The sequence below is a fragment of the Alsobacter sp. R-9 genome (assembly GCF_054612375.1).
In genome coordinates, this window is sequence record NZ_JBTSWJ010000002.1 from 98,791 (window position 1) to 124,297 (window position 25,507).

Annotated in this window: 24 protein-coding genes; 10 read left to right on the forward strand and 14 right to left on the reverse strand. The window is 69.7% G+C overall.

Annotated features, from left to right (window positions below; translation table 11 throughout):
• Position 1: 1 nt before the first annotated feature.
• Positions 2-301 (reverse strand): DUF3572 domain-containing protein, encoded by a 300-nt coding sequence (locus ACX9GQ_RS03135; protein WP_459628081.1) that lies wholly within the window; start codon positions 299-301, stop codon positions 2-4.
• Between the two features lie 122 nt (positions 302-423).
• On the opposite strand from ACX9GQ_RS03135, the gene ACX9GQ_RS03140 reads away from it, so the two are divergent.
• The gene (locus ACX9GQ_RS03140) at positions 424-795 is read left to right on the forward strand and encodes a response regulator (RefSeq protein ID WP_459628082.1); all 372 of its coding nucleotides are present in this window, start codon (positions 424-426) and stop codon (positions 793-795) included.
• Between the two features lie 13 nt (positions 796-808).
• Positions 809-2,188 carry a PleD family two-component system response regulator gene (locus tag ACX9GQ_RS03145; protein WP_459628083.1) on the forward strand — a complete coding sequence of 460 codons (1,380 nt, stop codon included), beginning with the start codon at positions 809-811 and terminating at the stop codon, positions 2,186-2,188.
• A gap of 575 nt (positions 2,189-2,763) precedes the next feature.
• On the opposite strand, the gene rpmG is transcribed toward ACX9GQ_RS03145, so the two are convergent.
• The 6 genes from rpmG to ACX9GQ_RS03175 all read right to left on the reverse strand — a co-directional run bounded on the left by rpmG (position 2,764) and on the right by ACX9GQ_RS03175 (position 6,867).
• Positions 2,764-2,931: a 50S ribosomal protein L33 gene (gene rpmG, locus ACX9GQ_RS03150; RefSeq protein ID WP_459628084.1), complete on the reverse strand. Its 168-nt coding sequence runs from the start codon at positions 2,929-2,931 to the stop codon at positions 2,764-2,766.
• Positions 2,932-3,131: 200 nt separating this feature from the next.
• The gene (locus ACX9GQ_RS03155) at positions 3,132-3,443 is read right to left on the reverse strand and encodes a hypothetical protein (RefSeq protein WP_459628085.1); all 312 of its coding nucleotides are present in this window, start codon (positions 3,441-3,443) and stop codon (positions 3,132-3,134) included.
• A 67-nt stretch (positions 3,444-3,510) separates the two neighbouring features.
• Positions 3,511-4,992 (reverse strand): Asp-tRNA(Asn)/Glu-tRNA(Gln) amidotransferase subunit GatA, encoded by a 1,482-nt coding sequence (gatA, locus tag ACX9GQ_RS03160; protein WP_459628086.1) that lies wholly within the window; start codon positions 4,990-4,992, stop codon positions 3,511-3,513.
• A 13-nt stretch (positions 4,993-5,005) separates the two neighbouring features.
• The gene (gene gatC, locus ACX9GQ_RS03165) at positions 5,006-5,293 is read right to left on the reverse strand and encodes an Asp-tRNA(Asn)/Glu-tRNA(Gln) amidotransferase subunit GatC (RefSeq protein WP_459628087.1); all 288 of its coding nucleotides are present in this window, start codon (positions 5,291-5,293) and stop codon (positions 5,006-5,008) included.
• Between the two features lie 426 nt (positions 5,294-5,719).
• Positions 5,720-6,067, reverse strand: coding sequence for a hypothetical protein (locus ACX9GQ_RS03170; RefSeq protein ID WP_459628088.1), 348 nt, complete (start codon positions 6,065-6,067; stop codon positions 5,720-5,722).
• 101 nt (positions 6,068-6,168) lie between these two features.
• Positions 6,169-6,867 carry a metal-dependent hydrolase gene (locus ACX9GQ_RS03175; RefSeq protein WP_459628089.1) on the reverse strand — a complete coding sequence of 233 codons (699 nt, stop codon included), beginning with the start codon at positions 6,865-6,867 and terminating at the stop codon, positions 6,169-6,171.
• 192 nt (positions 6,868-7,059) lie between these two features.
• Between ACX9GQ_RS03175 and ruvX the strand changes: the two genes are divergently transcribed.
• On the forward strand, positions 7,060-7,554 hold the full coding sequence (ruvX, locus tag ACX9GQ_RS03180) for a Holliday junction resolvase RuvX (RefSeq protein WP_459628090.1): 495 nt from the start codon (positions 7,060-7,062) through the stop codon (positions 7,552-7,554).
• A gap of 33 nt (positions 7,555-7,587) precedes the next feature.
• On the opposite strand, the gene ACX9GQ_RS03185 is transcribed toward ruvX, so the two are convergent.
• Positions 7,588-8,103, reverse strand: coding sequence for a hypothetical protein (locus ACX9GQ_RS03185; RefSeq protein WP_459628091.1), 516 nt, complete (start codon positions 8,101-8,103; stop codon positions 7,588-7,590).
• Between the two features lie 232 nt (positions 8,104-8,335).
• On the opposite strand from ACX9GQ_RS03185, the gene ACX9GQ_RS03190 reads away from it, so the two are divergent.
• Both ACX9GQ_RS03190 and ACX9GQ_RS03195 read left to right on the forward strand, forming a co-directional pair.
• Positions 8,336-9,262 (forward strand): AEC family transporter, encoded by a 927-nt coding sequence (locus ACX9GQ_RS03190; RefSeq protein ID WP_459628092.1) that lies wholly within the window; start codon positions 8,336-8,338, stop codon positions 9,260-9,262.
• 165 nt (positions 9,263-9,427) lie between these two features.
• The gene (locus ACX9GQ_RS03195; RefSeq protein ID WP_459628093.1) at positions 9,428-9,664 is read left to right on the forward strand and encodes a hypothetical protein; all 237 of its coding nucleotides are present in this window, start codon (positions 9,428-9,430) and stop codon (positions 9,662-9,664) included.
• A gap of 3 nt (positions 9,665-9,667) precedes the next feature.
• On the opposite strand, the gene dprA is transcribed toward ACX9GQ_RS03195, so the two are convergent.
• The 4 genes from dprA to ACX9GQ_RS03215 all read right to left on the reverse strand — a co-directional run bounded on the left by dprA (position 9,668) and on the right by ACX9GQ_RS03215 (position 13,916).
• Positions 9,668-10,939, reverse strand: coding sequence for a DNA-processing protein DprA (dprA, locus tag ACX9GQ_RS03200; protein WP_459628094.1), 1,272 nt, complete (start codon positions 10,937-10,939; stop codon positions 9,668-9,670).
• A complete protein-coding gene (gene plsY / locus ACX9GQ_RS03205; RefSeq protein WP_459628095.1) occupies positions 10,936-11,526 on the reverse strand; it encodes a glycerol-3-phosphate 1-O-acyltransferase PlsY in 591 nt (196 codons plus the stop codon). Before plsY ends, dprA begins: the two co-directional genes overlap by 4 nt.
• Before the next feature lie 127 nt (positions 11,527-11,653).
• Entirely contained in the window at positions 11,654-12,961 is a 1,308-nt protein-coding gene (locus ACX9GQ_RS03210; protein ID WP_459628096.1) for a dihydroorotase, read from the reverse strand.
• 4 nt (positions 12,962-12,965) lie between these two features.
• Positions 12,966-13,916, reverse strand: coding sequence for an aspartate carbamoyltransferase catalytic subunit (locus ACX9GQ_RS03215; RefSeq protein ID WP_459628097.1), 951 nt, complete (start codon positions 13,914-13,916; stop codon positions 12,966-12,968).
• A gap of 240 nt (positions 13,917-14,156) precedes the next feature.
• On the opposite strand from ACX9GQ_RS03215, the gene topA reads away from it, so the two are divergent.
• The 3 genes from topA to ACX9GQ_RS03230 all read left to right on the forward strand — a co-directional run bounded on the left by topA (position 14,157) and on the right by ACX9GQ_RS03230 (position 20,584).
• A complete protein-coding gene (topA, locus tag ACX9GQ_RS03220; RefSeq protein WP_459628098.1) occupies positions 14,157-16,886 on the forward strand; it encodes a type I DNA topoisomerase in 2,730 nt (909 codons plus the stop codon).
• A gap of 660 nt (positions 16,887-17,546) precedes the next feature.
• Positions 17,547-18,938: a porin gene (locus ACX9GQ_RS03225; RefSeq protein ID WP_459628099.1), complete on the forward strand. Its 1,392-nt coding sequence runs from the start codon at positions 17,547-17,549 to the stop codon at positions 18,936-18,938.
• Between the two features lie 386 nt (positions 18,939-19,324).
• Positions 19,325-20,584: a porin gene (locus ACX9GQ_RS03230; protein ID WP_459628100.1), complete on the forward strand. Its 1,260-nt coding sequence runs from the start codon at positions 19,325-19,327 to the stop codon at positions 20,582-20,584.
• Between the two features lie 63 nt (positions 20,585-20,647).
• On the opposite strand, the gene ACX9GQ_RS03235 is transcribed toward ACX9GQ_RS03230, so the two are convergent.
• Both ACX9GQ_RS03235 and ACX9GQ_RS03240 read right to left on the reverse strand, forming a co-directional pair.
• Positions 20,648-21,553, reverse strand: a complete 906-nt coding sequence (locus ACX9GQ_RS03235; RefSeq protein ID WP_459628101.1) for an alpha/beta fold hydrolase — start codon at positions 21,551-21,553, stop codon at positions 20,648-20,650.
• 75 nt (positions 21,554-21,628) lie between these two features.
• The gene (locus tag ACX9GQ_RS03240; RefSeq protein ID WP_459628102.1) at positions 21,629-23,854 is read right to left on the reverse strand and encodes a lytic transglycosylase domain-containing protein; all 2,226 of its coding nucleotides are present in this window, start codon (positions 23,852-23,854) and stop codon (positions 21,629-21,631) included.
• 254 nt (positions 23,855-24,108) lie between these two features.
• Here ACX9GQ_RS03240 and dapA point away from each other — a divergent pair, with 254 nt between their 5' ends.
• Positions 24,109-25,002 carry a 4-hydroxy-tetrahydrodipicolinate synthase gene (dapA, locus tag ACX9GQ_RS03245; RefSeq protein WP_459628103.1) on the forward strand — a complete coding sequence of 298 codons (894 nt, stop codon included), beginning with the start codon at positions 24,109-24,111 and terminating at the stop codon, positions 25,000-25,002.
• A gap of 25 nt (positions 25,003-25,027) precedes the next feature.
• Positions 25,028-25,501, forward strand: coding sequence for an SsrA-binding protein SmpB (gene smpB / locus ACX9GQ_RS03250; protein ID WP_459628527.1), 474 nt, complete (start codon positions 25,028-25,030; stop codon positions 25,499-25,501).
• The last annotated feature ends 6 nt before the right edge of the window (positions 25,502-25,507 follow it).

Consider the following 25,507-nt stretch of genomic DNA (forward strand, 5'->3'; position numbering starts at 1 on the left):
CCTAGCCCTCCCGCAGTCCGTGGGCGAGCGGGCCGGCAAGACGCGCCTGCGCGTCCAGCACCGCCTGCGGGTTCCGGCCGGCATTCGCCGCGAACGCGACGAGCAGCGATTCGTCCTGCGCGAGGTGATCCAGCACGGCGGCGAGGAAGCCCGGTGTGCCCGCCGCCGCGCGAATCGTCTCGGGCGACAGGCCCGTCAGGGCCAGGAAGCGGTCGAGCCGTTCTGCATCGGAAGCCAGAAAACCAAGGGCCTCGACGGCGATGGCTTCGGATTCGGCCTGTCCCGCCCCCCTTTTGTTCACGCGCCGTCTCCCGTCGGGTTTGTGTTTCGTCAACGTGTAACTGTTATAACCCCGACGTCGCGCGGTGACGATGGCGGGCAGGGCAGGCTGCAGCCCCGAGCGGCGCGAGAAGGACCTGGCCGATGCCGAAGAAGGTGCTCATCGTCGAAGACAATGAGCTCAACATGAAGCTCTTCAACGATCTTCTCGAGGCGCACGGCTATGCGACCCTGAAGACGTCGAGCGGCGTGGAGGCGATCGAACTCGCCCGCCGGCACACGCCGGACCTGATCCTCATGGACATCCAGCTTCCCGAGGTGTCCGGCGAGGACGTCACGGAGTGGATCAAGAGCGACGACGACCTCAAGGCCATCCCGATCATCGCCATCACCGCGTTCGCGATGAAGGGCGACGAGGAGCGCATCCGCCGCAAGGGGTGCGAGGCGTACCTGTCGAAGCCGATCTCGGTCTCGAAGTTCCTGGAGACGGTGCGCAACTACGTCGGCGACGCCTGACGGAGCGCACGCCATGACCGCCCGCATCCTCGTCGTCGACGACATCGTCACCAATCTGAAGCTCCTCGAGGCGTGGCTGACGGCCGAGTACTTCGACGTCGTCACCGCCATGAGCGGCGCGGAGGCCATCTCCGTCTGCCGACAGGGGCAGTGCGACATCGTCCTGACCGACGTGATGATGCCGGGCATGGACGGCTTCGAGCTGACGCGGCGGCTGAAGGCCGATCCGCTGACGGCCCACATCCCCGTCGTCATGGTCACGGCGCTCGACCAGCCCAGCGATCGCCTCAAGGGGCTGGACGCCGGCGCGGACGACTTCCTGACCAAGCCGATCAACGAGATCGCGCTCCTCGCCCGCGTCCGCAGCCTCGTGCGCCTGAAGTCGGTAACGGACGAGCTGAGGAGCAGGGCCCTCACGTCCCGCGAGCTCGGCTTCGCCGATCCCCTTGTCGAGGCCGCCTCGGACAGCGGCCTCGGTGGCCGCGTGCTGGTGGTCGATGACCGGGCAAGTTCCGTGGAGCGCATGGTGTCCACGCTCTCGTCCCAGCACGCCGTGACGGTCGAGGCCGATCCCCAGCGGGTCCTCTTCGCCGCCGCGGACGAGGCGCCCGACCTGGTGATCGTCAGTGTCGACCTCGCCGGTTACGACGGGCTGCGCATCTGCAGCCAGCTCCGGTCACTCGACCGCACGCGCAACGTGTCGATCCTGATCCTCGCCGAGCAGGACGACACGCCCCGGGTGCTGCGTGGCCTCGATCTCGGCGTGAACGACTATCTGGTCCGGCCGATCGACCGGAACGAATTGCTCGCCCGCGTGCGGACGCAGGTGCGCCGGAAGCGCTACGCGGATCGGCTGCGCGACAGCGTCCACGCCTCGATCGAACTCGCCATCGTGGATCCGCTCACGGGCCTCCACAACCGGCGGTATCTCGACAGCCACTTCGCCACGCTCGTGGACGAGGCGCTCGACCGGGGGCGTCCGCTGTCCGTGATGGTTCTGGACGTCGACCGCTTCAAGGCGATCAACGACACCTATGGCCACGATGCGGGCGACGACGTGCTGCGGGAGTTCGCGCAGCGCGTGCGCCGCAGCCTGCGCACTGTCGACCTTGTCGCCCGCTTCGGGGGCGAGGAGGTGGTGGTGCTCATGCCGGACACGCCGCTCGAAACGGCGCGGCTGGCGGCCGAGCGGATTCGGGAAAGGGTGCAGGGCGAGCCGTTCCGCGTCCATGGCGGGCACACGAGCATCCCCGTGACGGTGTCCATCGGCGTCGCGACGGTGGACGCGCTGGACGAGACCCCGCAGTCGCTCCTGAAGCGGGCGGACGAGGCGCTCTACGAAGCGAAGTCCGGCGGTCGCAACAGGGTGATGGTTAAGCCGCTCGCGGCGTAAACCTTATTTGTCCTCAATTTTACCTTAATGCCGAGTAAAGGCTGGAAGTCTGCACGAGTCGGTTGGACTCGGGGCAGGGCTTTGTTAGTGTCCAGTCATCGAAGGGACGCGGCGATGTCCGCCGAAAACGTCGGGCGAATTCAGACCCTTCACATGAATACCCTACGGATGCTCAGGTCCGCCGCATCTCCTGGGTCCCGTGGGGTTCGGCCGGCTCGGAAGCGGCCGGAGTGGCCTCCTCGCAGGTCGCTTCCGGCCGGCCACCACCTCCTCGATTGAGGCCGCACGTTTAACGTGCGGCCTTAATTTTTACCCGCTCTGATCGCAACATCCGACAGGTGCTTGATAGGCCCGGGAGGGTGCGGGCCGATGCAAGCCTCGCCAGGAGGGCGGGGACGAATCCGCGCCGAGTCTCGAGCCTTCGGATGCGGCTCGCGGGAGCCGTCCAGGGGGTGTGTCGTCCGTTGCGGCCGGATCGTTCTCCACCGCTGCACGGTGCGGTTTTCGCCGCGGGGCACCGGACACGAAAAAGCCGCCCGGAGGCGGCTTCGTTCGGAGCGCGGATCAGCCACCGATCACTTGATCTTGGCTTCCTTGAACTCGACGTGCTTCTTGGCGACGGGGTCGTACTTCTTCTTCGACAGCTTGTCCGTCATCGTGCGCGAATTCTTCTTCGTCACGTAGAAGTACCCGGTGTCGGCCGACGACACGAGCTTGATCTTGATGGTGGTCGCCTTCGCCATGGCGGTGTTCCTTCAGGGGCCTGCCGCCAAAGCGGCGTCCGCAGTTCGTGATTCCATAAGCAAGACGGCCGGTCCGGGGACCGGCCTTCGCGTGGCGCGCAAACTACGCATCGGCGGGCGAATGTCAAGGAAGCGGTGCGGTCCCCGGGCAGCGGGCTGGATCCTCGCGCCGGCTCGCGCGGACGCGCCCTGCGGCACCCTCAGCCGCGACGCAGGGCCCGCGCTGCCGCGTAGCCCACGGCCGCCCAGAGAACGCCCGCCAGGACCCGGAAGAAGGCGTGGGCTCCGCCGAAGGCGTAGCCTCCCTCGAACCACGAGAGCCCGACGAAGCGGACGAGAAAGGTGATGACGACGCCGGCGAGGCCCGCCGCGAGGCCGGCGAGCACGATCTTCGCCTTCTGGTCGGCCCGCCAGCCCATCCACAGCCCCAGGGCGACAACCACGGGGTCGATGAAGGCGAACAGGATGACGAAGCGGAACGGTGCGAGGTCGGACCAGAAATGCGGGGGCATGGCGGGCTCGGGGCGGGGAGGGGGCGTCAGGTGTCCGCTGGCGGGTTCGTCGGGCCCGCCGGCCGGCTCAGGCCCACCACGCCTCCGGCAGCGTCACGCGGCCCGCTGCCTGCTCGATCACCTCGGCGACGGAGAACAGCGTCTCCTCGTCGAAGGCGCGCCCGATCAGCTGCAGTCCGAGGGGCAGGCCTTCCGAGGAGAAGCCGGCGGGAACGGCGATGCCGGGCAGGCCGGCCATGTTCACCGTCACCGTGAAGACGTCGTTGAGGTACATCTCCACCGGGTCCGCGCCTCCCTTCTCGCCGATGCCGAAAGCGGCCGACGGGGTCGCGGGTGTGAGGATGGCGTCGACGCCGGCGGCATAGACGTCCTCGAAGTCCTTCTTGATCAGCGTGCGGATCTTCTGCGCGCGGACGTAATAGGCGTCGTAGTAGCCGGCCGAGAGCACGTAGGTGCCGATCATGACGCGCCGGCGCACCTCCTTGCCGAAGCCGGCGGCGCGGGTCTTCTCGTACTGCTCGACGATGTCCTTGCCCGGCACGCGCAGGCCATAGCGCACGCCGTCATAGCGGGCGAGGTTGGACGACGCCTCGGCAGGCGCGACGATGTAGTAGGCGGGCAGGGCGTACTTGGTGTGCGGGAGCGACACCTCGACGATGTCGGCGCCGGCATCGCGCAGCCACCTGGCGCCCTTCTCCCAGAGCGCCTCGATCTCCGCCGGCATGCCGGCGACGCGGTACTCCTTCGGGATGCCGATGCGCATGCCCTTGATGGAGCGCCCGACGGCGGCCTCGTAGTCCGGCACGGGCAGGTCGACGCTGGTCGTGTCCTTGGGGTCGTGGCCCGCCATGGACCGCAGCAGGATGGCGTTGTCGCGCACCGTGCGCGCGATCGGCCCTGCCTGGTCGAGCGAGGAGGCGAAGGCGACGATGCCCCAGCGCGAGCAGCGTCCATAGGTCGGCTTGATGCCGACGGTGCCGGTGAAGGCCGCCGGCTGGCGGATGGAGCCGCCGGTGTCCGTGGCCGTGGCGCCGAGGCACAGTCTTGCGGCAACGGCGGCGGCAGAGCCGCCCGAGGAGCCGCCCGGCACGAGCGGGGTGTTGGAGCCCTGCCGGCGCCAGGGCGAGGTCACGGTGCCGAAGGCCGACGTCTCGTTGGACGAGCCCATGGCGAACTCGTCGTTGTTCAGCTTGCCGAGCATCACCGCGCCGTCCCGCCACAACTGGGAGGTGACGGTCGATTCGTAGGCCGGCACGAAGTTGCCGAGGATGTTTGAGCACGCTGTCGTGCGCACGCCCTTCGTCGCGTAGAGGTCCTTGATGCCGAGAGCGAGGCCCTCGAGCGGGCGGGCCTCGCCGCGAGCGAGGCGCGCGTCGGACTCCGCCGCCATGGCGAGCGCCTGGTCGGGCGTCTCCAGCACGTAGGCGTTGAGGGCGCGGGCCTTCTCCATGGCGTCGAGGAAGGCGCGCGTCATCTCGGTGGCGGAGAGGCGCTTCGACTTCAGCGCGTCGCGCGCCTCGGCGAGGGAGAGCGAGAGGGCGTCGGTCATGCTCTGGCTCCGCTCACTCGACGACCTTGGGGACGAGGAAGAAGTGGTCCTCGGTCGCCGGCGCGTTGCCGACGACGACGTCGGGGTAGCCGCCGTCCGTCACCTCGTCCTGCCGCTTCTTCATCACCATGGGCGTCACCGAGGTCATCGGCTCGACGCCCGTCACGTCGACCTCGCCCAGCTGCTCGACGAAGGCCAGGATGGCGTTGAGCTCGCCCTGGAGGTGCGGGACCTCCTCCTCGGTGACGGCGATGCGCGCGAGATGCGCGATGCGCCGGACGGTCGCCTGGTCGACGGACATGAAAACCTCTTGGAAAACGGGCCCGAAAAGCCACGCGCGGCTATAGCACCGGCGCGTGACGGGCGGCAACCGGGGGCGGCCGGGCATGACGTGCCAGCGACCCCGACAGCAGGACCGCCGACTTCAGGGCTCCCGATTGGAATTGATGGCGCGCGCAAAGGGGCAGATGAACCCCTCCCCCTTGTGGGGAGGGGCAGGGGTGGGGGCTTTCCCCGTCCCCGATGGATGCCGGCAGGGCTGGTACCCTCTTCCCCTCGCCCGGAGCGACCCCCACCCTCGATCCCTCCCCACAAGGGGGGGGGAGGCCGGTTGCGGCCTTGATGGATGGGCTGCTTCACTCCTGGAATTCCTCTGCGCGGGTGGGTTTTCCGCCGCGCGTCATGCCGACCCGGGCCGCGCGCTCCGTCGATCACCTGCGCCCGCGCTTCACTCGCGGATGACGGTGCCGCCGAAGCCGAGCAGCTCGGCGCAGATGGCGACGACGATGCCGAGCGCCGTCAGGCTCATGCCGACCTTGAACACCTTCACGTACCGCCGGTGGTTCCGGGCGAGCAGGCTGTCGACGTCGAGGAACCGGTAGAGCGAGTGCATCTGCAGCACGATGCCGCCCACGATCAGCACGAGCGCCACCACGTCGCTCGCCACCCACTTCCCCGGCACGCCGGCCCAGCGGGTGAGGAACCCGAGCGAAAACGCCACGACGAGGCCGATTCCCGTCAGGGTGCCATTGCGGAAGGTGGAATCGATGCGGTCGTCGTCGGAAGGGTGGGTCATGGGGGCGTGCCGTTGTCGCGCGGCATGGGTGGCACGACGGGCGCCCGTTGGGAAGGGCGCCGCGAAGGCTGGTACCGCACGCCGCGACTCCGCGATCCGGCCTAGACGCTGACCCCCACCCCCTTCTCCGGCACCACCACCGTCGTCCCGGATCCCTCCATCTCCTTCACGAACGCGTCCGCCGAGCCGTCAAGCAGGCCGAAGGTGGCGTAGTGACAGGGGATCACGGTCTTGAACTTCAGGAAGCGGCGACAGGCGAGGGCGGCGGTGCGGGCGCCCATGGTGAAGCGGTCGCCGATCGGGACGAGGCCGACGGTAGGCTGGTGGATCTCGGCGATCAGGGCCATGTCGGAGAAGATGTCGGTGTCGCCCAGCGCGTAGACGGTGGGTTCGCCCGGCGCCTTGACGATGAGGCCGTTGGCGCTGCCGAGCGGGAAGCCGACGCCGCCCTCGACCATGCCGGCCGAGTGGTCGGCGCGCACCATCGACACGGTGAAGCCGCCGACGTCCACCGTGCCGCCGGTGTTCATGGGGCTGAAGGTCTCGAGCCCCTGCGAGGCGAGCCACATCAGGAGGTCGTAGTTGGACACCACGACGGCGCCGGTGGCCTTGGAGATGGCCAGCGTGTCGCCGACATGGTCGCCGTGGCCGTGGGTGACGAGGATGTGCGTCGTCCCGGCCGTGGCCTTCTCCATGTCGCCGCCGAAGGTGGGGTTGCCGGACAGGAAGGGGTCGATGAGCACGACCTTGTCGGCGAAGTCGAGGCGGAACGCGGAATGACCGAACCAGGTGATCTTCATGGCAACCTCTCGCAGGAACCTCTCGCAGCCTCGGGCGCGGCCCGCCGGCGTGGAAGGGATTATGGAGAGGGCGCGGCGCGGGGGAAGTCCCTGCACGCGCGGCCAGGGGTGCCTCGGCGTTCTCCGGGGGGCGCCACGCGGGGGGCTTTGCCGGCGCGGCCGGACCCGTGCTAAGGCCGCGCGAGGAGCATCATGCCGCCCGCACCCGCCACCCTGACGCTCGATGAACTCGCCGACCTGCCGCGCGGCGCGCGATTGATGGGGCTCGACCTCGGGACGAAGACCATCGGGCTGGCGCTGACGGACGTGGACCGACGCATCGCCAGCCCGCTCGACACGGTGCGGCGGACGAAGTTCCGGGCCGACGCGGACGCCGTGCTGGCGCAGGCGGCCCGGCACGGAGTGGCGGCGCTGGTGCTCGGCCTGCCGCTCAACATGGACGGGTCTGAGGGGCCGCGGGTGCAGAGTACGCGCGCCTTCGCCCGCAACATCGCGGCGCTGACGCCGCTGCCCATCGTCTACTGGGACGAGCGCCTGTCGACGGCGGCGGTGACGCGCACCCTCATCGAGGCCGACGCGTCCCGCGCGCGGCGGGGGGAGGTCGTGGACAAGCTCGCGGCCGCCTACATCCTGCAGGGCCTGCTCGATCGGCTCGCGTCACTGCGGCGGTCGCGCGACGAGGGATAGGGCCGGCGGTGTCGCCGGCCCCTTGAGCCGCAATCAGCGGTACGCGTCGCGGAAGTTGTCCATCTGGCGCTTCGCCGGCCCGCCCGCATGGTGGCGGCGCGGCGGGCGGTAATCGTAGGTCGGGATGTCGTCCCCGTAGGGCGCGACGTAGACCGGGGCCGGGGCGTAGTAGCCGTAGGCCGGGGCCTCGACGACGACGGGGGCCTCCTCGTAGCCGTAGGCCGGCTGGCCGTAGTAGCCGTAGGAGGGCTGCGCGTAGCCGTAGGAGGGCTGCGCGTAGTACCCGCCGCCGCCGTAGTAGCCGCGATTCTGCGAGGCGATGGCGGCGCCGATGCCGAGCGCGGTGAGGCCCGCGATGGCGGCGATGCCGGCGGCCTTGCGGCCGTTCTTGACCTGGACGAGGGGGAGCCCCGGGGCGCTGACCGACGCGGCCGGGCCGACAGGGCCCATCGGTGCGGCCTGTGCGGGCGCCGACAGCGCCAGCGCGGCGGCGACGCCCGTGGCGACGACGGTGCGGCGAATGACGGAATCGAAGGCGGCGGTACGCATGATCGTCTCCCGAGAAAGGCGGTTGTTGGGATCCGCCTTGGTCCTGATCATCCGAGAGCGCGGCTGAATACGCCTTGAACGGACCGTGGCAGGATCGTGGCGCCGGCCCTTGCGCGGCGCGTCGACCCTCTCAATCGGCCGGACGCCGGGTTCGTTCCCGAGCCGACACGACGACGGCATTGGCATCGGCGCGCGGGCGTGCTTAACCGCAGCCATCCGCCGGAAGCATGCCATGTCCCCCATTCTCGCCAGCCTCGTGCCCGTGTTCCTGCTGATCGTGACGGGGTGGGCGACACGTGTGACCCGCGTCATCGACGACCGGCAGTGGGCGGGATTCGAGCGCGTCACCTACTACGTGCTGTTCCCGGCACTGATCGCGGGAACGCTCGCGTCGGCCGACCTCGGCTCCGTGCCCATCGTGCCGGTCGGCGGGGCGCTGGTGACGGCGATCCTCGCGGTGACGGCACTGCTGCTGGCGACACGCGCGCCGATGGAGCGGCTCTTCGGCATCGACGGCCCGTCCTTCACGTCCGTCTTCCAGGGCGCCACCCGCTGGAACACGTTCGTCGCGCTGGCGCTCGCCGGCAGCCTCTACGGGCGGAGCGGCACGGCGCTATGCGCCGTCGCCATCGCGGCCATGATCCCGCTGCTCAACGTTCTCGCCGTTCTCGTGCTGTCGCGCTACGCCGCGCCGGCGCGGCTGTCGCTGCGCGACGTCGTCCTGACGCTGGTGCGCAACCCGTTCATCTGGTCGAGCGCCATCGGGATCGCGCTCAACGTCACCCGCTTGCCGGTCCCGGCGGTCGTCGTCTCCTATGCCGACATCCTGGGCCGCGCATCCCTCGCGGCCGGGCTGCTCGTGGTGGGGTCTGGCCTGCACCTCACGGCGTTGCGCCGCGTGCAGCCGGCGCTGGTGATCGCCAGCGTCCTCAAGCTCGCGGTGTTGCCGGTGATCGCGGCCACCGCCGCCGCCGCCTACGGGGTCGGCGGCGTGGGCCTCGCCGTGGTGGTGCTCTGCACAGCGGTGCCCACGGCCAGCGGCTCCTACGTGCTGGCGCGGCAGATGGGCGGCAACGCGCCGCTCATGGCGGAGATTCTCACGGTGCAGACCCTGGTGGCGATGTTGACGCTGCCGATCGCGCTCGAAGTTCTAGCTTAGGTTGTATTCGCCCGATACAACCTTAAGAAGAACATCAACGAAATCAAATCCAAGGCGTGTCACAACCTTGGCGTCGTAAATTGTCTCTGTACATTTTTTGCGATTAGTGGAATCGTCTCGCGACTCGATTGCGAAGCGTGCATTTTCATGACGAGGAGATCGCAGATGAGACCATCCATGGACACGTCGAGCGAGACGGTGACGGCGTTGCCGGTGCGGCAGGCCGCAGGCCCGGCGAAGACGCCGGCGCCGCAGCATCCCGCCGAAGTTGCGCGCTATGTCGCGCAGATCACAGGCGAATTGTCGGCTCTCGCACGCTCGGCGCGGCTCGACACGCTGGTGTACTTCCTGGAAATGGCGCGGCACGAGGCGCAGAGCCAGTCCCGGACCGGCCGGCGCTGACGGTCAGGTCGCGCGTCGGGAGACGAGGCCGCCGGCGTGGCGGTCGACGATCCCGCGCCGCTCTAGGTCGAACACGGCCACGGCCACCAGCCGCGCCGGCAGCGAGGCGGCACGAGCCAGTTCGTCGATCGAGACCGGGACGGCTCCGATGAGGGCGTCGACCCGGTCCTCGGCCGGCGGCTCCGCCGCGATGCCTGCACCCTGCGGTTGCGCAGGCACGGTCGGCGGCGCTTGCCGGACATCAGGGACAGGGACGGCCACCCGTGGCGGTCCGGCGACATACGTGCGTCGGGGTTCCCCGAGGAACTCGAATTCATCCCACAGCGGATCGCCGTCGTCCTCCGCCGCCGAACCTTCGGTGACGAAGGGGTCCTGCGGCCCGTCGCCGGCCAGCAGCGGGCGCAGCCCTTCCAGAATGTCCTGGGCGGAAAGCACCATGGTCGCGCCCTGTCTGATCAGGGCGTTGGGACCTTCGGCGCGCGGGTCCAGCGGGGAGCCGGGCACGGCATAGACGTCGCGCCCGTGGTCGGCGGCAAAGCGCGCCGTGATCAGCGAACCCGATCGGCGCGCGGCCTCGACGAGGACGATGCCGAGCGACAGGCCGGAGACGAGCCGGTTGCGCCGCGGGAAGTCGCGGCCGCGAGGCTCCCAGCCCATCGGCATTTCGCTGACCAGCGCGCCGTGCTCCGTAATGCGGTCCGCGAGGTCGGCATGCTCCGGCGGATAGATCTTGTCGTGGCCACCGGCGAGGACCGCGACGGTGCCGGTCTCGACCGTCGCCTCGTGCGCGGCGGCGTCGATGCCGCGCGCCAGTCCGGAGACGATGACGAGGCCCGCAGTGGCGAGGTCGCGGGCGAAGGTCGCGGCGAGCTTGATGCCGCCGGCGGATGCGTTGCGGCTGCCGACGATGGCGGCGCAGGGGCGCAGCATGACGTCGGGCCGGCCACGCACCAGAAGGAGCGGCGGGGCATCCGGGATCGCGCCGAGCGGGACCGGATATTCGGCTTCGCCCGTGGCGACGATGCGGACGCCGGCTCTCCGGCAGGCCTCGAGCTCGCGTTCCGCCTCCTGCGCCGAGGTGACGCGAACCGGACCGAGCCCTCGCTGGCGGGCGAGGTCGGGCAGGGCCTCGACCGCCGCCCGGGCGCTGCCGAAGTGGTTGACGAGCTTGCGGAACGTCCTCGGGCCGACACCCTCGCTGCGGATCAGGCGGAGCCAGTCCAGTCGCTGCGCGTCCGTGAGCCGGACCGGAGGAGGGCGTCCGCCTGGGATCATTCCTTCTTCGCCCCGATCTTGTGCTCCCGCCCCGCCCGCAGCCGGCTGATGTTCTCGCTGTGCTTCCACCACAGCGCCGCGGCCAGCACGGCGTAGACGACGGCCGCCTGCCAGCGGCCGACGAAGGCGAGCAGCACGGGCGTCATCGCGCTGGCGACGAGAGCGGACAGCGACGAGTAGCGGAAGGCGTAGGCCATGCCGATCCAGATGGCGGCGAAGCCGGCCGCGACGGGCCATGCGAGGCCGATCAGCGTGCCGAGGAAGGTGGCGACGCCCTTGCCGCCCTTGAAGCCGAGCCAGACCGGGAAGAGGTGACCTGCGAAGGCGCCGATGGCCCCTGCCAGCGCAGCCGGCTCTCCCCATCGGGCCGCGATCAGGACCGCTGCCGTGCCCTTCAGCGCGTCCCCCACCAGCGTGGCGGCGGCGAGGTCCTTGCGGCCCGTCCGCAGGACGTTGGTGGCCCCGATGTTGCCCGACCCGATGCTGCGCAGGTCCTGCGTGCCGGCGAGGCGGGTCAGCAGCAGGCCGAAGGGAATCGACCCGAGGAGGTAACCGAGGACGAGCGCTGCGGCGAGGGTGACGAACACGGTGGGCGGCTCCCGACGACGCGACCTTGGGGCGGGGCCCGCGAGCGCGTCAATCGCGGGCCGACATTTTCAGCCCATACGAGCAACAACCTGAAAATGCACGCAAGACCCTGCGTGGCGCGCCTTGTCAGGCGGTTTCGTGCACCACGCGACCCTCGACGACGGTCATATGGACCCGTCCCTGCAGGCGGGCGCCCTCGAGCGGGGTGTTCTTCGACTTGGAATGCAGGTCGGCGACGTCGAGCACGAAGGGCTCGTCCGGATCGAGCAGGATCAGGTCGGCGGGCGCGCCCTCCGCGATGCGGCCCTGCGGCAGGCCGAGGATGTCGGCCGGCCCGGTCGTCATCGAGCGCAGTAGCGTCATCAGCGGGATCTCGCCGTTGTGGACGAGCCGCAGCCCGGCCGCCAGCATCGTCTGCAGGCCGATGGCCCCGTCGGCGCACTCGGCGAACGGGACGCGCTTCGTCTCCACGTCCTGCGGGTTGTGGTCCGACACCACGACGTCGATGAGCCCCTCCGCCAGCGCATCGACCATGGCGAGGCGGTCGTCCTCATGGCGCAGCGGCGGCGAGAGCTTCAGGAAGGTCCGGTAGGGCCCGATGTCGTTCTCGTTGAGGGTCAGCGAGTTGATCGAGACCCCGCAGGTCACGTCGAGGCCCTCCGCCTTGGCCCGCGCGATGACGGCGAGGCTGTCGGCGCACGACACCATGGCGGCGTGGTAGCGCCCGCCCGTCAGGCGCACGAGGCGCAGGTCGCGCTCCAGCATGATCGTCTCGGCCTCACGCGGGATGCCGTGCAGGCCGAGGCGGCTGGCGAGTTCGCCCTCGTTCATCACGCCGTCGCCGACGAGGTCGGGATCCTCGCAGTGGTGGACGATGAGCGCGCCAACGTCGCGGGCGTAGGTCAGCGCTCGTCGCAGGACCTGCGCGTTCGTCACCGAGCGGGCGCCGTCCGTGATGTAGGCGGCGCCGGCCTCGCGCAGCAGGCCGAGTTCCGTCATCTCGCGGCCGGCGAGGCCCTTGGTGAGGGCTGCTGCCGGGATCATGCGCACGATGGCCGTGTCGCGGGCGCGCCGGACGAGGTAGTCGACCACGGCGGGATCGTCGATCGGCGGGTTCGTGTCCGGCATGCAGACGACGGTGGTCACCCCGCCTGCGGCGGCGGCGCGGCTCGCCGAGGCCAGCGTCTCGCGGTGCTCCGCGCCGGGCTCCCCGACGAAGGCGCGCATGTCCACGAGGCCCGGCGCCAGCATGCGGCCGCCCGCGTCGATGATCCGCGCGCCGGCCGGGCAGCCGCCGGAGAGCCCGGTGCCGATGGCACGGATCACGCCGTCGACGGCGAGCAGATCGCCCATGCGCTCCGTGCCGGAGGCAGGGTCGACGATCCGGGCGTCGAGGATCAGGAGGGGCGGGGCGGGGAGGGGGGCTATGGTCATGTCCTCACCCGTTCGGCAGGTGGCTGGCGAGTGCCTCGAGCACCGCCATGCGGAGGGCGACGCCCATCTCGACCTGCTCGCGGATCAGCGACTGCGCGCCGTCGGCCACGTCCGAGGCGATCTCGACGCCCCGGTTCATGGGGCCCGGGTGCATCACCAGCGCGTCGGGCGCCGCGAGCGCGAGCTTCTCCGCGTCGAGGCCGAAGTAGCGGAAGTACTCCTTCACGGATGGCACGAACGAGCCGTTCATCCGCTCGCGCTGCAGGCGCAGCATCATGACGATGTCGGCGCCCGCGAGCCCCTTGCGCATGTCCGTGAACACCTCGACGCCCATCCGCTCGATGCCCGGCGGCAGCAGGGTCGACGGGCCAATGACGCGGACGGCCGCGCCCAGCGCGTTCAGAAGGATGATGTTCGAGCGGGCGACGCGCGAATGCAGGATGTCGCCGCAGATGGCCACGGTGAGCCCGTGGATGCGCCCCTTGTTGCGGCGGATGGTGAGGGCATCCAGCAGCGCCTGCGTCGGGTGCTCGTGCGCGCCGTCGCCGGCGTTGATGACCGAGCAGTCGACCTTGCGGGCGAGCAGGTGGACAGCCCCCGCCGCGTGGTGGCGCACCACGAGGAGGTCCGGCCGCATCGCGTTCAGCGTCATCGCCGTGTCGATCAGCGTCTCGCCCTTCTTGATGGAGGACGAGGCCACGGCCATGTTCATCACGTCGGCGCCGAGCCGCTTTCCCGCCAGTTCGAACGAGGCCTGCGTGCGCGTGGACGCCTCGAAGAACAGGTTGATCTGCGTGCGGCCGCGCAGCGTCGACTTCTTCTTCTCCACCTGCCGGGACACCTCGATGGCGTCCTCCGCCATGTCGAGGAGCGTGGTGATGTCGCGGGCCGACAGGCCCTCGATCCCCAGCAGATGGCGGTGCGGGAACAGCGGGGCGTGCGCGGAGAGGGTCATGAGACGGTTGGGATAGGGGAAAAGCCGTCGCGCGGCAATCGCGCCCGGGGCTTTTGAACAGGCAGCACAGGGCCTCCGGCCTGTCGCCGCACCGACACGGCCGCGAGCGGATCGGCGGCGACCCGTTTGACAGCCCCGCCCTCCTGACCCACTTTCGCGCGTGAAGAGAGGGGTCCCTCCCCATCCAGAGAGATCGGAGCGGCCGCGGCGAGAGCCGGGCGGCCGCGGAAGGCTGTTCGCATGAAGGTCGTCGTCGTCGAGTCTCCGGCCAAGGCCAAGACCATCAACAAGTACCTGGGGTCCGACTACGAGGTCATCGCCTCGTTCGGCCACATCCGCGACCTGCCCGCCAAGGACGGCTCGGTGGAGCCGGAGCAGGACTTCGCGATGGTGTGGGAGGTCGATCCCAAGGCCTCCAAGCGAGTCTCCGAGATCGCGTCCGCGGTGAAGGGCGCCGACCGGCTGATCCTCGCCACCGACCCCGACCGCGAGGGCGAGGCGATCTCCTGGCACATCCTCGAGGCGCTCAAGGCCCGCCGGGTGCTGAAGGACGTGCCCATCGAGCGCGTCACCTTCAACGCCATCACCAAGGACGCTGTGAAGGAGGCGATGGCGCAGCCGCGCGAGATCGACCAGGCGCTGGTCGATGCCTACCTCGCGCGCCGGGCCCTCGACTACCTCGTCGGTTTCCGGCTTTCCCCCGTGCTGTGGCGCAAGCTGCCCGGCGCCCGCTCGGCGGGCCGCGTGCAGTCCGTCGCCCTGCGGCTGGTCTGCGATCGCGAGCGGGAGATCGAGAGCTTCGTGCCGCGCGAATACTGGTCGCTCGTCGCCCATCTCGCCACGCCGGCCGGCGCCGCGTTCGAGGCGCGGCTCGTGGGCGCCGACGGCAAGAAGATCAGCCGCCTCGACATCGGCAAGGGCGAGGAAGCCGAGCGCTTCAAGCGCGACCTGGAGCAGGCCCGCTTCACGGTGACGGGCGTCGACTCGAAGCCGACGAAGCGCCACCCCTGGCCGCCCTTCACCACCTCCACCCTGCAGCAGGAGGCGAGCCGCAAGCTCGGCATGGCGCCGGCGCGCACCATGCAGGTCGCCCAGCGGCTCTACGAGGGCATCGACATCGGCGAGGGCACGGTCGGCCTCATCACCTACATGCGAACCGACGGCGTCGACCTGGCGCCCGAGGCCGTGCACGCCGCGCGGCGCGTCATCGGCAAGGAGTTCGGCGACGCCTACGTCCCGTCCGTGCCGCGCAAGTACACCTCCAAGCAGAAGAACGCGCAGGAAGCGCACGAGGCGATCCGCCCGACGGACATGGGCCGCCATCCGCGCGAGGTTGCCCGCTACCTCGAGCCCGAGCAGGCCCGGCTGTACGAGCTGATCTGGGTGCGCACGCTCGCCTGCCAGATGGAATCGGCCGAACTGGAACGCACCACCGTCGATATTGCGGCGCTTGTCGGCCTCCAGGGCACCAGCCCGCGCCACCTCGACCTGCGCGCCACCGGGCAGGTGGTGAAGTTCGACGGCTTCCTGCGCCTCTACCAGGAGGGCAAGGATGACGAGGGCGAGGACGAGGAGAGCCGCCGCCTGCCCCCGATGAATGCGGGCGACCCGCTCACCAAGCGCAAGATCGACGCGACCCAGCACTTCACCGAGCCGCCGCCGCGCTACTCCGAGGCGTCGCTCGTGAAGCGCATGGAGGAGCTCGGCATCGGCCGGCCCTCGACCTACGCCTCCACGCTCGCGGTTCTGAAGGACCGCGAATACGTCCGCCTCGACAAGAAGCGGCTCTACGCGGAGGACAAGGGCCTCCTCGTGACCGCGTTCCTGGAGAGCTTCTTCCGCCGCTACGTGGAATACGACTTCACGGCGGGCCTCGAGGAGGACCTCGACCGCATCTCGAACCACGAGGTGGACTGGAAGGAGATCCTGCGCCGCTTCTGGCAGGATTTCTCCGGGGCCATCGAGGGCACGAAGGACCTGCGCATGGGGCAGGTGCTGGAAGCCCTCAACGAGATGATGGGCCCGCACATCTTCCCGCCGAGGGGTGACGGCAGCGACCCGCGCGGCTGCCCGAGCTGCGGCAACGGCCAGCTGTCGCTGAAGCTCGGCCGCTACGGCTCCTTCATCGGCTGCTCGAACTACCCCGAGTGCAAGTACACCCGGCAGCTCGCGGCAGGCGGCGCGGACGGCGAGGCGGCCTCGGCGGACGGAACCGTCAGCGGCGGCCCCCGCACGCTCGGGCAGGATCCCGAGACGGGCCTCGACGTCACGGTCCGCGACGGTCGCTTCGGCGTCTACGTGCAGCTCGGCGAGGGCGAGAAACCCAAGCGGCAGACGCTGCCCAAGGGCATGACGCGCGACGGCGTCGACCTCGACACGGCGCTGCTGCTGCTGTCCCTGCCGCGCGAGGTTGCGCGGCATCCCGAAACGGGCGAGCCGATCCTCGCCGGCATCGGCCGCTTCGGACCGTACGTCCAGCACCGCAAGACCTATGCGAACATCGGCAAGGACGACGACGTTCTGGCGATCGGCGCCAACCGGGCGATCGACCTCATCGTGGCCAAGGAGAGCGGCGCCAGCTTCCGCCGCGGAGGGGCCGCCAACGCCGGCCGCGTGCTCGGCGACCATCCCGACGGCGGGCCGGTGACGGTGCGCGACGGACGGTACGGGCCCTACGTGAACCACGGCACTGTCAACGCCAACCTGCCGACGGGCACGGCGCCGGACACCGTGACGCTCGAGCAGGCGCTCGAGTGGATCAAGGCGCGCGCCGCCGCGGGCGGCGGCAAGGCGAAAGGCAAGGCGCGGGCCTCCGGCGCCGGGGCGCGCTCCGCCGGGACCAAGACCACCGCCGCCAAGGGGGCCGCCGGGAAGACGACGGGCGCCAAGGGCGCCGCCGGAAAGGCGGGCGGGAAAGCCTCGCCGGCCAAGTCTGCTGCCGGAAAGTCTGCCGCCGCCAAGAAGACCTGACGCGCCTCGGCCGGCGCCCGTCGCCTACCGGGACCGCGATCCGGGACCTCGACGGGCGGCGCGCAGTGCCGCCGTGCGCCCTCGTTGATCGGGGTCGCCCCGGGACGCGGCGTCAAGCCCGTGCATCGCGGGGCGACATGCTCCTGCACGCGCCATCGTGCGTCGCAGGACGGAGGGTTTGGCGAGCAGTCGCCTTGCGCCGCAAGCGATCCGACCCTGCCGCCTCCTTCGAAGGCACGGCGCGGACGACCCTCTGGCGGCGCGGAAGCGATGGCTCGGCCCTGCGCCTTGCCCGGATCTCAGGGGGCGGTCAATTTCGCCTGACGCCACGCCCGTGTGTCGTCCGGGGCTCCCAGCCGCGCCATTCGCGAGTCGGACCACTGCCGTTGGCCGGGCCCCCGCGGCAGGTCGTCGCGAGGTGACGATCACTGCATTCTGAATTCAGACAAAACGATGGAGCGGAATGAAAACAATCATGAGTTGAATACTACTACCATGGGCTGTGTTCGCTGTGATCATTTCGCAACATCAGCGTCTTGAGCGTTTTCAGGCGAGGATTGATCTCGCGAAGACTGTTGCAGTGAGGCGCCCGGCTGCTCATGGTCTGCTCAGCCCCGGGAAGGATTGTCCCGACGGCACTCTTTTTCAGGAGCCATTTCAATGCGTCTCAGCACCCTCCTTCTGTCCTCGGCGGCCCTGGTCGCCTCCGGGACCGTCGGCTTCGCGGCCGACCTGCCGTCGAAGAAGGCGGCCCCCGTCGAATACGTCCGCGTCTGCTCCCAGTTCGGTGCCGGCTTCTTCTACATCCCCGGCTCGGACACCTGCCTGAAGGTCTCGGGCCGTATCCGCGCGGATTACGCCTATGCGGAGCAGTTCACACGGGGCAACTCCGCGGCTACGAGCGCTGGAGCCAAGGGTGACGCTGTCACGCTCCGGGCCCGCGGTTACCTCGCGCTGGACTCGTATACGGCGACCGACTGGGGTCCGGTGCGCGCCACGACCCGCATCTATGTGACGAAGGACTCGGGCTCGGCTGCCACGACGACGCTCGACTGGGCCTACATCCAGTTCGCGGGCATCACCGCCGGCCGTCTTGCTACATCGATGTTCGAGTTCGCTCCGTTCGGCGGCATCTCGTATCTCGGCGGTGGCGCCAACGGCCGTGGTTCGGACCTTGGTTCGGTGAATGCTCTCGCCTACACCGCCACGTTCGGGGGAGGGTTCTCGGCCACTCTGTCGCTCGAGGACGGCACGGAGCGTCGCGTCGGCATCAACAACGTCTCCGACAATCTCCTGGTCAGCACCATGGGATCGCTCACCGGAGTGGCGGGGCAGCCGACGTTCGGCGGCAACGTGATGCCGGACGTTGTCGGACGCCTGGATTACACTGCCGGCTGGGGCCAGGTGGCCCTGACGGGAGCGGTCCATCAGACGCGTGTCGGTTCGCCCAGCGCGGTCACGTCATCGACCCAGACGGCCCCGGCTGGCGGCGGGGCGCTGGTGACCAACAACGTCTACGGCAACAGCTACGGCGGTCTCGTCGGCGATACCGAGTATGGGTTTGCCGTTCAGGGCGGCGTGAAGATCAATCTTCCCATGCTCGCCCCTGGCGACGCCCTGTTCATGCAGGCGGCCTATGCCACCGGCGCAAACAGCTACACCGGGTGGGGTACGGCCGGCTTCGGCACCGTCTCTCTCCCCACGGCTGACGTGATGTACGATACGAATGGGAACGGTCATCTGACCCAATCCTGGTCGGTGACCGGCGGTATGCTCCATTATTGGATTCCGACCGTCCGTCAGGGCCTCTACGCCGCGTACGGCGCGGTTGATCAGTATGGCCCGTGGTATGACATGTCGGCTTTCTCGATCGGCACCAACTTGATCTGGTCGCCCGTAAAGGGGCTCGACATCGGCGCTGAGGTGGGTTGGCAGTCGATGGTCGACAAGCCGAACTACATCACGCTGGCGCGGACGTCGACGTCCAACCCGTTCTATGGCGCCAACGACTCGCAGTGGTTCGGCCGCCTGCGGTTCCAGCGCGACTTCTGATCCGTCTGTCCTAAAACGTGGCGGAACCCCGGCGCAAACGCGCCGGGGTTTTTCCGTTTTTTGGCGCTGCCGAGCCCGTTCGGGAACTCCCGGCCGAGGTCAATTCGGCGTCGTCGAATCATCTGGGACTGATGTGGCGATCCCATCGTGCGAGCTGATGCCGGCCGGCTGAATCGGCAAAGCCTGCGAAAGACTTAGGCAGGGTGCACGTATCGAAAGCAAACTCGACCTTTGCAGTGTGGCCCGACAAACACAGCCGTTGAACGTTGTTTGTCGGAGTGCCGTTCAGGTCGCTTCAGTTGATTGCATGGAAGGTTTTGCGCTCCCAAGCTGACGTCACTTCGGCATTGCACAATGCCTGTGACCGGGTCGGGTTGGAGCATCAGATGCGCATCACTTCCCTGCTTCTCGGTTCGGCTGCGGCGATCTCGGCGGTGGCCGGGGCGTCTGCGGCGGACCTTCCGTCGAAGAAGGCAGCACCGGTCGAGTATGTCCGCGTGTGCTCCATCGGAGACGTGACCGGCTTCGTCATTCCCGGGACGGACACCTGCCTCAAGATCGCCGGCCGCATCCGCGCCGAGTACTATTACAACCAGCCGTTCAGCCGGAACGACAACACCACGTCGACCCGCGCCCGCGGTTACCTCACGCTCGACTCGATGACGAACACGGACTGGGGTCCCGTGCGCGCCACGACGCGCGTCTACGTCACCAAGGACAGCGGTTCGAGCGCGACGCCCACGCTCGACTGGGCCTACCTGCAGTTCGCCGGCATCACCGCCGGCCGCATCGCCACCTCGTTCTTCGAGTTCGCGCCGTTCGGCGGCATCTCCTTCGCCGGTGGCGACACGCTCGGCCGCGGGTCGGACCTGGGTTCCGTCAATACGCTGGCCTACACGGCCGCCTTCGGTGACTTCGCCGCGACCATCTCGCTCGAGGACGGCACGGAGCGCCGCGTCGGGCTTCAGAACGTCGGGATCAACTATCTCGCCGTGTCGACGCCGACCTACGGCGGCAACGTGATGCCGGACATCGTGGGGCGCCTCGAGTACAACCCGACGTGGGGCCAGGTGGCCTTGACCGGAGCCATCCATCAGTCGCGTGTCGGCGCGGGCAGCTCCGGGGCCGGCGCCAACGTGACACCCGCCGCCACCATCCTCGACACCACGTACGGCTTCGCCGTCCAGGGCGGCGTGAAGGTCAACCTGCCGATGCTCGCCCCTGGCGACGCGATCTTCCTGCAGGCGGCGTACTCGGACGGGGCCAACAGCTACACCGGCTGGACGAGCACAACGGCCGGCACGCTGGCGCCGAGCACCTGGGACGTCGTCTACGATGCCGCCGGCAACGCCAAGACGTCCAACGCCTGGTCAGTCACGGGCGGCCTGCTGCACTACTGGACGCCGACGATCCGCCAGGGCCTGTTCGCCGCCTACGGCGCGCTCGACCAGTACGGACCCTACTACGATACCGCTGCCTTCTCGGCCGGCTCCAACGTCATCTGGTCGCCGGTGAAGAACCTCGAGATCGGCGCCGAGGTGGTCTACAGCAAGCTCACCGACGTTCCGCTGAGCCTGCTCCCCGTCGGCCCCGGCAACTCCCGCGACAACTGGGCAGGCCGCATCCGCTTCGAGCGAGACTTCTGAGCTTCCGCGCCATCCCTGACGGAAGGCCCCGGCAGCGCCCGGGGCCTTCTGCGTTCAGGGCCTTCAGCCGCCCGCCGGCCGCGGCGCGTCCACGCCGTCCTCCACATGCGCGACGAACGATGCGATGGCGTTGATCGTGGCGCTGTCGCGCAGGAGCGGCGCGTGTCCCTGCCCGGGCACGGTGAGGGCCTGCAGCCCCGGATGGGCCTCCTCCATCGCGTCTAGGGTGGCAGCGCTCAGCAGGTCGGAGTTCTCGCCCCGGATGGCCATCACCGGCAAGGCCTTCAGCGCATGGAAGTAAGGCCAGATCGGCGGCAGCGGCGCCTCGAGGTCGAGCGCCGCGAGACCGCGGAAGAGCTGGGTGTCGTAGCTCGACACGAGGCGTCCGTCCTTCTCCGTCCACGAGCCGCGGGCCAGTGCCATCCAGTCGTCGTCGTCGAGCGCCGGGAAGCGGGCGTCGGAGATGCGCCGCAGGATGTCGACCGCCTCCTGCCAGTTGCGCGGCGGCGGCAGCTTCCCGACGTAGGAGCGGATGCGGATGAGCCCCTGCGCGTCGATCACGGGTCCGATGTCGTTGAGGACCACCCCCTTGAGCAGGCCGGGTCGGGCCGCCGCCAGGCCCATCGTCACGAGGCCGCCACGCGAGGTTCCGACAAAAACGGCATGCGCGACGCCGAGCGCGGCCAGCTGGTCCATGACGTCGGCCACCTCGATCCGCGGCTCGTAGCGCCGCCAGTCGGTGTCATGCTGCGACAGGCCACGGCCGCGCAGGTCGATCGAGACGACCCGGCGCGGCCGGTGGCGGTGAGTCGAGAGAGCCAACGCGAGGTCGTGGAAGTCGGTCGCGTTGCGGGTCAGGCCGGGCAGGCACACCACCGGAAGGCGCGGCGAGGACCGCTCGCCGTAGTCGCGGGCGTGAAGCTTCAACCCGTCCTGCGAGGTCGTGAAGACGCTTGCGTACTCGGTCATGGCGATGCTCCCGGCGCAGCGGCGCCGGCCCTGTCTTAGACGAGTCAGTCGTTGCCGGGAATGAGCGGGCGCCCGCTACCGGGCTGCGTCGCGGCGCACGACGGCGCCCCGGAGCAGGTCGGTGTCGATCAGCAGGGCCTGGTCGTGCCCGAGCCGCGAACGGTAGACCTGCAGGTTCTCCATCACCCGCTGCACGTAGTTCCGGGTCTCGTAGAAGGGGATGCGCTCCACCCAGTCGATGGCGTCGACCGAGGTTTGACGCGGATCGCCATAGGCTTCGATCCACTTCTTCACGTTGCCGGACCCGGCGTTGTAGGCCGCGATGGTGAGGATGTAGGAGCCCTTCCATTCCTCCACGAGGTCGCCGAGGTGGCTGGCGCCGAGCATTGCGTTGTAGGCGGGGTCGCTGGTGAGGCGTTCGAGGGCGAAGTCGACGCCGACCCTGCTGGCGGTCTGCTTCGCTGTGGCCGGCATCAGCTGCATGAGGCCGCGCGCCCCGGCGGGCGAGAGGGCGAAGGGATCGAACGAGCTTTCCTGCCTCGCGATCGCGAAGACGAGCGGCGTCTCCACGCCGTCGGCGGGCAGCTGTCCGGCCGGCAGGCCGCCCACCGGGAAGGCATGGCTGTCGAGCGGAAGGCCGCGCTGCACGGCCGCCTTGCCTGCCGCGACAAGGCCTCGCGTGTCGCCTGCGGCGGCGGCGGCATCGGCTGCGGCGGCGATGACGCCGGCGTCGGTTCCCCGCTGGGCGAGGTCGATCAGCAGCGGCATCGCCAGTTCCCGCGCGCCGGCGGCATAGAGGAGACGAACCGCCTGGACGGCAGGTGGCTCGTCGTCGGCTCCGGCTTCAGGCCGACGCACGGGCAGGTCGCGCTGACCGAGCCGGGCACGGGCCAACTGGCCATAGTAGGTCGTGGCGTGGACGGCGGCGCGCTCGTAATGCTCCTGCGCCGGCTGCGCCTGGGCCTCGGCGGCCCGGCCCTGCCAGTAGGCGGCGCGGGAGCGGGAGATCGGGGTGGTCGCCTCGGCGCCGGCGGCGGCGAAGTGGCGGGCGGCCACCTCCGGCTTCCCGAGGAACCGGAGGGCGATCCAGCCGGCATGGAACTCCGACTCGATCCGGACCGCGCCGGAGGACGGCGGCATGCCGGAGGCGACCGCATAGGCGCCGGCAGCGTCTCCCGAATCCAGCAGCTTGCGGGCGAGGGCGCGGCGCTCGTCCCACCACGCCTCGGCCGCGACCGGACCGGGATCCTTTCCGTTCTGCGAAAGCACGAGTTTCGCCGCGTCCGCCGCCTTGTCCTTCTTGCGCAGCGACTGGGCGCGGGCGAGCACGCCGCCCGGGTCGTCCTGCAGGGGCTTGGGGATCGCTTCCACCAGCTTGGGCGCGTCGCCGGCGTTCCGGGCGGCGGCGATGCGCGCGCGGATCAGCTTCAGGACGTCGTCGCCGGCGCGGCCGGCGGCGCGCAGCGCGTCCGTCCAGTCGCTGTCCGCGAGGAAGCGCTCCGCCCGGATCCGATGGTCGGTCGGCGTCAGGAGGCGGGGGAAGGCCTCGAGGATCCGGGCCTCGAGCTCGGGGCCGAAGTCGTCTTGGCGCCACGTCTCGCGGATCATGGCGCCGGCCTGGTGCGCCTTGCCCTCGGCGGCGAGGATTCGGGCGAGCGCGATGCGGCCGAGGACGGTCTGCGGCGGTTGATCCGCGAAGAAGGCCTTGACCGCGGCGGGCGGGCGCCTTTCGGCCAGCAGCGCCTCCTCGGCCCGACGCCGCAGCATGGGCTGCGTCGGATAGCCGGCATGGGCGGCAATGAAGGCCGTGATGCGCCTGAACCCGGCCTGCGTGGGGGCGAGCCGGAGGGCGAGCCACTCCGCGAGGATGCGCGCATCGCCTTCTGGGAGCGTTCGGGCCAGCGCATCCCCGCCGGGAAGGTCGCCGCGTCGATAGGCCTCGATCACGGCCTTCAGCGTCGTCACCTCGGGCGGCACGGGCTCGGCGACCGCGCGATCCGCGAGCGGTCCGGACGGGGGATCGAACTCCTCCAGCGCCGCCAGGGATCCGGCTGCCGGCTCGCCGTCGGCCGGCAGGATCTCGCTGCGGTCGGCCGGAACGACGGATCCGGTCTGCAGACGGTCGTCGGGGGACCGCACGGCCGGGGCGTCGGTTCGATTGGCCGGGAGGGTGGCGGAAGACGTCGGCCGCTCGTGTCCCGCGTCGCGCGTCGCCGCCCAGTATCCGGCGGCGGCGAGGCCCGGAAGGGCGACGGCCGTCAAGAGTGCGGTGACGCGGCGCGTCCGTGTCCAGCGGCCCATCCGGAGTCCGATCCGTTCAGCACGCCCCCGGTTCCAGCTTGCGGATGGCCCGTTGACGGCTCGTTAAGCAAGCAGGGTCGCGGCGTTGCCTATCCGCCATCCTTGTCCTCAATCCGGCAGGAGTAGGGCAGAGGCGGGTCGCCGAGCGACGGCGCGCCGGGACTTTCGCGGCGGCCCGCAAGCGTTTATGGAAAAGGGCGCGCGGCCCGGATGCCGCGCCAACAGCACCGCACGCAGGGACGAGGGCACGCCCGATGACGAAGAGCCGCATGTTCAAGGGGTCGCTGACGGCGCTCGTCACCCCGTTCAAGGACGGCGAGCTCGACGAGGGCGCCTTCCGCAGCCACGTCGACTGGCAGATCGAGAGCGGCACGCACGGCCTCGTCCCCGTCGGCACGACGGGCGAGAGCCCGACGCTGACGCACGATGAGCATCGCAAGGTGGTGGAGTGGTGCATCGCCGAGGCGCGGGGCCGTGTGCCCGTGATCGCCGGCGCCGGCTCCAACAACACGCGTGAGGCGGTGGATCTCGCCCGGCACGCCGAGAAGGCGGGGGCCGACGGCGTTCTGGTGGTGACCCCGTACTACAACAAGCCGACGCAGGAAGGGCTCTACCAGCACTTCAAGGCGATCAACGACGCCATCGGCATCCCGATCATCATCTACAACATTCCCCCGCGCTCCGTGATCGACATGTCGGTCGAGACGATGAAGCGTCTCTACGAGCTCAAGAACATCGCCGGGGTGAAGGACGCGACGAACTCCGTCGCCCGCATCTCGCAGCAACGTGCCGCCATGGGGCCGGATTTCATCCAGCTGTCGGGCGACGACATCATCGCGATGCCTTCGGTGGCGGCCGGTGCGGTCGGCACGATCTCGGTCGTCTCGAACGTGGCGCCGCGCCTGTCGGCGGACCGCATGGAGGCGGCGCTGGCCGGGAACGCGCAGCAGGCGCTCGCCCTGCAGGACCGGCTGCTGCCGCTCGACATGGCGATCTTCATGGAGCCGGGCGTCACCGGGTCGAAGTACGCTCTGTCCGTGCTCGGCCGGATGTCGGACGAGGTCCGCCTGCCGCTGATGCCGGCCGGCGAGGGCACGCGCAAGGCCATCCGCTCCGCGATGGTCCATGCCGGGCTCCTGAACGCCTGAAGCGCAGTCAGGGGTTATCGTGGCCATCAAGGGGAAGAACGATCCGAACTACAGGATCGCGGCGGAGAACCGGAAGGCCCGGTTCAACTACGAGATCGGCGAGACCTTCGAGGCCGGGATCGCGCTGTCCGGCACGGAGGTGAAATCCCTGCGCGGCGGCAAGGCGACGATCTCGGAGAGCTATGCCGGCGAGAAGAACGGGGAGATCTGGCTCGTCAACGCCTACATCCCCGAATATCTGCAGGCGAACCAGTTCAACCACGAGACGAAGCGTCCCCGGAAGCTGCTGCTGCACAAGCGCGAGGTGAACAAGCTCATCGGCGCGGTGCAGCGCGAGGGCATGACCATCGTGCCGCTGAAGATCTACTTCAACGACCGCGGCCGCGCGAAGGTCGAGATCGGGCTCGCCCGAGGCAAGAAGCTGCACGACAAGCGCGAGACGGAGAAGGCGCGCGACTGGAGCCGCGAGAAGGCCCGCGTCCTGCGCGACAAGGGCTGACCTCGC